6 protein-coding genes are annotated in these 7432 nt (G+C 70.6%); all 6 read right to left on the bottom strand.

Annotated features, from left to right (window positions below; genetic code table 11):
• Nucleotides 1-820: ABC transporter ATP-binding protein (locus HET64_RS33930; protein WP_215111095.1), on the bottom strand; the 820-nt coding region annotated here is incomplete at its 3' end.
• Between the two features lie 28 nt (nt 821-848).
• Nucleotides 849-2528, bottom strand: coding sequence for an ABC transporter substrate-binding protein (locus HET64_RS33935; protein ID WP_215111096.1), 1680 nt, complete (start codon nt 2526-2528; stop codon nt 849-851).
• Nucleotides 2529-2616: 88 nt separating this feature from the next.
• Nucleotides 2617-3591 carry a LacI family DNA-binding transcriptional regulator gene (locus HET64_RS33940; RefSeq protein WP_215111099.1) on the bottom strand — a complete coding sequence of 325 codons (975 nt, stop codon included), beginning with the start codon at nt 3589-3591 and terminating at the stop codon, nt 2617-2619.
• Nucleotides 3592-3891: 300 nt separating this feature from the next.
• The gene (gene cimA / locus HET64_RS33945; RefSeq protein WP_215111100.1) at nt 3892-5499 is read right to left on the bottom strand and encodes a citramalate synthase; all 1608 of its coding nucleotides are present in this window, start codon (nt 5497-5499) and stop codon (nt 3892-3894) included.
• Nucleotides 5500-5808: 309 nt separating this feature from the next.
• The gene (locus HET64_RS33950; RefSeq protein ID WP_215111101.1) at nt 5809-6423 is read right to left on the bottom strand and encodes a TetR/AcrR family transcriptional regulator; all 615 of its coding nucleotides are present in this window, start codon (nt 6421-6423) and stop codon (nt 5809-5811) included.
• The gene (locus HET64_RS33955; protein WP_215111102.1) at nt 6420-7424 is read right to left on the bottom strand and encodes an agmatine/peptidylarginine deiminase; all 1005 of its coding nucleotides are present in this window, start codon (nt 7422-7424) and stop codon (nt 6420-6422) included. The genes HET64_RS33950 and HET64_RS33955 overlap by 4 nt, the downstream gene beginning before the upstream one ends.
• Nucleotides 7425-7432 lie beyond the last annotated feature (8 nt).

Below are 7432 nucleotides of genomic sequence, written 5' to 3' on the forward strand. Positions count from 1 at the left end.
GGAGCTGGGTGTAGGGGTGGGCGGGGTGCTGGGTGACGCGCTCGCTGTCGCCGCCCTCGACGATCCGGCCCGCGTACATCACGAGGGTGGTGTCGGCGAAGTAGCGGGCGGAGGCGATGTCGTGGGTGATGTAGAGGATCGCCAGGTGGAGGCGTTCCTTGAGGTCGCGGAGCAGGTTGAGGACGCCGAGCCGGATCGACACGTCGAGCATCGAGACGGGTTCGTCGGCGAGGAGGATCTGCGGGTCCGCGCCGAGCGCCCGCGCGATCGCGACGCGCTGGCGCTGCCCGCCCGACAGCTCGTGCGGGAACTTGTCCAGGAACTGCTGGGGCGGGGTCAGCTGGACCCGGTTCAGCAGGTCGGCCAGGTTCTGTTCCAGGTCCGCCTCCCCGCTGCCCGCGCGGCCGTGGATCTTCAGGGCGCGGGTCAGGTGATAGCGCACGGTGTGGACCGGGTTCAGCGAGGCGAAGGGGTCCTGGAAGATCAGCTGGACCCGGCGTACGTAACGGCGGAAGGACCGGCCGCGACCGGCCACCACCGGCTCGCCGCCCAGCCGTATCTCGCCCGAGGTGAGCGGATGGAGCTGGGCCAGCAGGCGGGCGACGGTGGACTTGCCCGAGCCGGACTCCCCCACCAGGGCCGTGACGGTGCCGCGTCTCAGGGTGAGCGAGACGTCGTCGACGGCGTGGACGCTGCGGCGCCGGCGGGCGAACAGGTCGCGGGCGGTGCGTCGCAGGGGAAAGTGTTTGGTGACTCCGCGCGCTTCGAGCACCACATCGGTGCCGGACGGCACGTGCCCGGGCTGGTCGCTGGTTGTCATGGCCGGTTCTCCCCGTCCTTCCCCGTGCCTACTTGGAGGAGGGCTTGAGGTTGAGCACGATCTCCAGCGCGGTGGGCTGGGTGTGCTGCGGCGGGGCGTACGGGTTGGCCTCGGTGGGCCAGCCGATCCAGTTCTTCGTGGAGTACTCGGCGCCGATGGGCGCGGCGGCCGTCGGGATGACGGGCGCCTCCTCGACGAAGATCTTCTGGATGGTGTTGAGGGCCTTCGTGCGGGCCTCGTCCCCGGTGGCGTTGGCGTACTCCTTGAGCGCCGCGGTGGCTTCGGGGCTCTTGAAGCGCCCGAAGTTGCCCTGCTGGGAGCTCTTGCCGACGGGCTGGAGGATCGCCCCGTCCATGATGTTCTGGTACATGTCGTAGGGCGTCGCGCCGCTGTTGGTCCAGTGCAGGGTGGCGTCGAAGTTGCCGTTGGCGACGTCCGCGCCCCAGGCCTCGGCGGTCTGCGTCCTGACCTTGGCGTCGATGCCGAGTTCCTTGATGTTGTCCTTGATGATCGCGAGCCCGGTGATGTAGTCGTTCCAGCCGGCAGGGTCGGTGAAGGTCAGCTTCACCGGCTTGCCGGACGGGTCCTTCAGGACCCCGCCGCTGAGGGTGAACCCGGCCTCGTCGAGCACCTTCTTGGCCCCGGCGACGTCGGGCTTGGTGGTGGCGTCCTGGTACTCGGGGGCGAGGAAGGGCTCACCGGCGGGGAGCGGGATGCCGGTCGGGTTGGTGATCTCCGGGTAGAGCGTGGCCTGGGCCTGGATGTGGATGGCCTTGCGGTCGACGACCATCGCCATCGCCCTGCGCAGCGCCGGGTTGTCGAAGGGCTTGCGGGCGGTGTTGAACCACAGGCCGTGGATGCCCAGGCCGGAGGGGAACCACAGCTGGTGGTTCTCGGGGTCCTTGTCGATGAACAGCTGCTTGTGGTTGGGCATGAAGACGAAGGACCACTCGACCTTGCCGGTGGCCAGCGCGGTGGTGGCCGCGCTGTTGTCGTTGTACGCGGTGTAGCGCAGCTCCTTGACCTTCGTGGTGCCGTTCCAGTAGCTCGGCGTCGCGGTCAGGGTGGTGGTCTGCGGGGTGAACGTCTTGAGCTTGTACGGGCCGGAGCCGACGGGGGTGCGGTTGGGCCAGGTCTCCGGGTTCTCGACCTTCTCCCAGATGTGCTTGGGCACGATGAAGGTCTGGATGATCTTGTTCTGGTTGACGAACTGGGACTCCTCGAAGGTCAGCACGACCTTCCCGTCCTCGACGGCGATCCCGTCGAAGGGGATGCCGTTCCAGTTGAGCGCCGAGTGCTTCTTGAGGAGGTTGAAGGTGTACTCCACGTCGGCGGCCGTCAGGGGCTTGCCGTCGGCCCACTTCGCCCGCTCGTCCAGGGTGAAGGTGACCTTGGTGAAGTTGTCCTCCCAGGCCCATTCGGAGGCGAGCCAGGGGTCGGCCTTCTCTGTGGGCTTGATCATGTTCGTCATGGCCAGCGGCTCGTAGATCATGTACCGGTAGCCGAGGACCGCACCGGCCGAGGTGTTGAGGAACGGGTTGCTGTTGTTCGTCTGCGGCCCGTCCGGCTTGCCCAGGGTCAGTACGCCGCCCGCGGCGCCGCCCCCCTTGTTGGCACCCGAGTTGGCGTTCGAGCAACCGGCGGCGAGCGCCACCACGACGGTGGCTGCGGCGACCGCTCTGAGGGTGGTGCGACGGCGTGCGGACATGGCGACTCCAGGAAGGGGCTGCCGGGGTCGGAGAGATCCCGGCGGGCGGAAGGGGGCGAAGCGGGGCGCGGCCGTGCGGCCGGGTCCGTCACGGCGCCGAGTGGCGCACGACCAGTTCGGTGGGCAGCACGGCCGGTCCGTCCGGTACGGGCGTGCCGCCGAGGTGGGAGAGCAGCATCCGGGCCGCCGTCTCGCCCATCCGGCGGGTGGGCTGGCGCACGGTGGTCAGGGGCGGTTCGGTGTGTTCGGCCATCGGGATGTCGTCGAAGCCGACGACGGCGATGTCGTCCGGGACCCGGCGGCCGGCGGCCCGCAGGGCGCGGAGCACGCCCGCCGCGCTGATGTCGTTGTGCGCGAAGACGGAGTCGAACACGGCGCCGCGCGCCAGGAGTTCCTCGACGGCGAGCCGGCCGCCGCGTTCGGTGAAGTCTCCTTCGACGACCAGTCCGGTGGGCAGCACGGAACGGAAACCGTCCAGCCGGTCCCGTACACAGCCGAAGTGCTGGGGGCCGGTCAGGACCAGGGGCCGGGAGCGTCCGGCGGCGTGCAGGTGGCGGGCCGCGGACGCACCCCCCTCGTGGTTGGTGGTCACGACGGAGGGGAATTCCGGGTGGTGGCCGCGATCGTCGATGAGCACGATCGGCAGGCCGTCGCGGTGCAGTTCGGTGAGGTGGCCGAGGGTGTTCTCGGGCTCCACGACGACCAGCCCGTCGAAGGCGCGCGCGGACACCTGGCTGGTGAAGCGCTGGACGGACTCGGCCCCGCGGTTGCAGGTGAAGAGCAGCAGCCCGTAGTCGGCGGCCTCGACGGTGTCGACGACGCCCTGGAGCAGTTCGCCCATCCACGGCCAGGTCAGCGAGGGCACGAGCATGCCGACCGTACGGCTGGAACCGCGGGCGAGACCGACGGCTCCGGAGCTGGGTACGTAGCCGAGCTGTGCGATCACTTCACGAACACGGGCGGCTGTGGAGCGGTCCACCTCGCCCTTGGTGTTGATGACCCGCGACACGGTCGTCTTGCTGACGCCGGCCTCACGGGCGACATCGGCGATGGTGACACGCATCCGGGCCTCCACGGGACCAGGCAGGGGTGGGGGAACGAGCAGGTGGGAGCAGGGTGGGACAGCGCGGCGGGCAGGGCTGCGGCACGTCCGCCGACGCGTTCGGTACCGGTTCCGGAACCGGTACCGGCGTTGCGGCTGGAGTTAACCGCGCCGATACGGGGCCGTCAATACTTCACGCCGAGATTGGTCCGTACCCATCTGCCCACCGGGCAGGGAGTGTTGTGCGTTCACCTCTTGAACGCGCGAGAGCCGCCACCCGGTGACGGGCGGCGGCTCTCGCGCGGGTACATTCCCGGCGGGCTACTCCGTGGGCTCGACGCCCGCGCGCAGCAGTCCGTAGGTGTACGCGTCCTCCAGTGCCTGCCAGGAAGCGGCGATGACGTTCTCGGCGACCCCCACGGTCGCCCAGTCGCCGGTGCCGTCGCCCGTGGTGATGAGCACGCGGGTGGTGGACTCGGTGCCCGTGCGGCCCTCCAGGATGCGGACCTTGTAGTCGACCAGCTCCAGCTTGGCGAGCTGCGGGTAGATCCGCTCCAGGGCGACGCGCAGGGCCCGGTCCAGGGCGTTGACCGGGCCGTTGCCCTCGGCGGTGGCGACGATCCGCTCGCCCTTGGCCCAGAGCTTCACGGTGGCCTCGTTGGCGTGGGTGCCGTCGGGGCGGTCCTCGACGATCGCCCGCCAGGACTCCGTACGGAAGTAGCGCCGGGCCCGGCCCTCGACCTCGCCGCGCAGCAGCAGTTCGAAGGAGGCGTCGGCGGCCTCGTAGGTGTAGCCCTGGAGTTCGCGCTCCTTGACCCGCTCCACGACCCGGCCGACCAGGGCGCGGTCGTCGCCGAGGTCGACACCGAGCTCCTTGCCCTTCAGCTCGATGGAGGCACGGCCCGCCATGTCGGAGACCAGCATCCGCATGGTGTTGCCGACCCGCTCGGGGGCGATGTGCTGGTAGAGGTCGGGGTCGACCTTGATCGCGGAGGCGTGCAGCCCGGCCTTGTGGGCGAAGGCCGAGACACCCACGTACGGCTGGTGGGTGGAGGGGGTGAGGTTGACGACCTCGGCGATGGCGTGCGAGATGCGGGTCATCTCGGCGAGCGCGCCCTCGGGCAGCACCCTCATGCCGTACTTGAGTTCCAGGGCGGCGACGACCGGGAAGAGGTTGGCGTTGCCGACCCGCTCGCCGTAGCCGTTGGCCGTGCACTGGACGTGGGTGGCGCCGGCGTCCACGGCGGCCAGGGTGTTGGCGACGGCGCAGCCGGTGTCGTCCTGGGCGTGGATGCCGAGGCGGGCGCCGGTGTCGGCGACGACGGTGGAGACGACGGCCTGGACCTGGGCGGGAAGCATGCCGCCGTTGGTGTCGCAGAGGATGACGACCTCGGCGCCCGCCTCGTACGCGGTGCGGACCACGGACTTGGCGTACGCGGCGTTGGCGCGGTAGCCGTCGAAGAAGTGCTCGCAGTCCACGAAGACCCGGCGGCCCTGTTCGCGGAGGTGGGAGACGGTATCGCGGACCATCTCCAGGTTCTCCTCCAGGGTGGTGCGCAGGGCCAGCTCCACATGCCGGTCGTGCGCCTTGGCCACCAGGGTGATCACCGGGGCACCGGAGCTCAGGAGCGCCTTCACCTGGGGGTCCTCGGCCGCGCTGCCGCCGGCCCTGCGGGTCGCGCCGAACGCCACGAGCTGGGCGTTCTCGAACGTGATCTCCTGCTGGGCGCGGGCGAAGAACTCCGTGTCGCGGGGGTTGGCCCCCGGCCAGCCGCCCTCGATGTACCCCACACCGAAGGTGTCCAGATGACGGGCGATGGTCAGCTTGTCGGCGACCGTCAGGTTGATGCCCTCACGCTGAGCACCGTCGCGCAGTGTGGTGTCGAAGACATGGAAACTGTCGTCGGTGGCGTTGGCCTTGGTGGTCATGCTGATGTGACTCCTGTCGGATGAGTGGATCCGGACGATCGGGTTCCACTTGCCCCCATCATCCCGCTTGCCTCGTTCCGACCCGGGTACGGGCCGGAAAACGAAAAAACCCCTCGCGGGTGCGAGAGGTCTGCGCGCGGGTCTGGGGCACGATGGCCGCGCCGTACATGGTGGTACGGGGCGGTCACTGCGGACCGGCGCGCCTGTTGCCAATAATCATGACGAACGAGGACACGGAAGCAGTCTCGCACAGCGACGGTCCCGTGACTGCGGTGTCTCAGGATGCGGTCGTGACACTGGTCGCATCGCTCAGTGAGCGCCCGGTGCCAGCGCCTCGTCCAGGAACTCCGCCGCCTGCCCCAGCACCTGCTCGCGGCCCGTGCCCGGGAGCCCGACCGTCACATGGATGCTGAACCCGTCGAGCAGCGCCCGCAGCCGGGCGGCGAACCGGTCGGCGTCCACCGGCCGGAACTCGCCGCGCGAGACGCCCTCGGCGAGCAGCGCCACCAGGTCGCGGTGCCAGACCCCCTCGATGGCGGCCTGCCGGGAGCGGGCGTCGTCGTCGGCGTTCTGCGAGCGGCCCCAGACCTCCAGCCAGAGCGTCCAGTGGGGATCGCGGTGCCCGGCGGGCAGGTAGAGGTCGATGTACGCGTCCAGCCGCTCACGGGCCGTCCCCGGCCGGGCCAGCAGGGCGCCGCGCTCGGCCCCGAGGCGCCGCTCGCTCCACTCCAGCGTCTGGAGGAGCAGTTCGTCCTTGGTGCGGAAGTAGTAGAGGAGGTGCCCGCTGCTCATCCCCACCTCCCGCCCCAGCCCGGCCATGGTCAGCCCGTCGAGCCCGCGCTCGGCGACGGTGGCCATGGCGGCGGCGAGGACGTCCTCGCGGGGCGGGGCGGCGTGGTGGGTGCGACGGGGGGCGCGGGTCATGGGTTCGCTCGGACCTTCGGCTGCTGCTGGGTGATGCAGTGGATGCCTCCACCGCCGGCAAAGATCGTACGGGCGTCGACCGGCGTCACCGTACGGTCCGGGAAGAGGCCCCGGAAGATCGCGGCGGCCTCCTCGTCGCGCGAGTCGTCGAAGGCACAGAGGATCACGGCGTCGTTGCAGAGGTAGTGGTTGATGTAGGAGTAGTCGACCCATTCCCCGTCCTCGTCACGGAGCACGTTGGGCGCGGGCACCTCGACGACCTCCAGGGCGCGCCCCCTGGCGTCGGTGGCGGCCCGCAGGACAGCCAGCAGCTCGCGGGTGACCTCGTGGTCGGGGTGGGCCGGGTCCGGCTGGACGTGGGCGAGCACGGTGCCCGGGCGGGCGAAGGCGGCGACGATGTCGACATGGCCGAGCGTGCCGTACGTCCCGTAGTCGCCGGTCAGCCCCCGGGGCAGCCAGATGGCCTTCTCGGTGCCGAGGCGGGCGTGGACCTCCGCCTCGACCTGCTCCCGGGTCCAGCCGGGGTTGCGTTCCGCGCCGAGCTGGACGGTCTCGGTGAGCAGGACGGTGCCTTCGCCGTCCACATGGATCGCGCCGCCCTCGTTGACGAGCGGGGAGCTGTGGGCGGGGACCCCGGCCAGCTCGGCGACGGCCCGGGCGATGTGCTGGTCGTGCTCCCAGCGGGCCCAGCCCTGGGCGCCCCAGCCGTTGAACGTCCAGTCGACGGCGGCGAGCGTGCTGCCGTCGGTGACGAAGGTGGGGCCGATGTCCCGCATCCAGGCGTCGTCGAGCGGCCGCAGGACCAGCTCGACGTCCGGCCCGAGCAGCGCCGCCGCCCCCTCCTCCTGGCCGGGCCCGACCACCATGGTCACCGGCTCGAAGCGCCGCACGGCCCGGGCGACACCGGCCCAGGCACGGCGGGCCTCGTCCAGTTCGGCACCGGAGGCGAAGGTGGGGTTGGGCCCCGGCCAGGCCATCCAGGTGCTGTCTCTTGTACACATCTCCGAGC

The sequence above is a fragment of the Streptomyces sp. McG3 genome (genome assembly GCF_018619185.1).
Lineage (GTDB): Bacteria > Actinomycetota > Actinomycetes > Streptomycetales > Streptomycetaceae > Streptomyces.

Excerpts from the sequence above, each read along its gene's own strand:
- HET64_RS33940 (WP_215111099.1), bottom strand. The coding sequence starts at position 3,591 with ATGCGTGTCACCATCGCCGATGTCGCCCGTGAGGCCGGCGTCAGCAAG.
- HET64_RS33950 (WP_215111101.1), bottom strand. The coding sequence starts at position 6,423 with ATGACCCGCGCCCCCCGTCGCACCCACCACGCCGCCCCGCCCCGCGAG.
- HET64_RS33935 (WP_215111096.1), bottom strand. The coding sequence starts at position 2,528 with ATGTCCGCACGCCGTCGCACCACCCTCAGAGCGGTCGCCGCAGCCACC.
- cimA (WP_215111100.1), bottom strand. The coding sequence starts at position 5,499 with ATGACCACCAAGGCCAACGCCACCGACGACAGTTTCCATGTCTTCGAC.
- HET64_RS33955 (WP_215111102.1), bottom strand. The coding sequence starts at position 7,424 with ATGTGTACAAGAGACAGCACCTGGATGGCCTGGCCGGGGCCCAACCCC.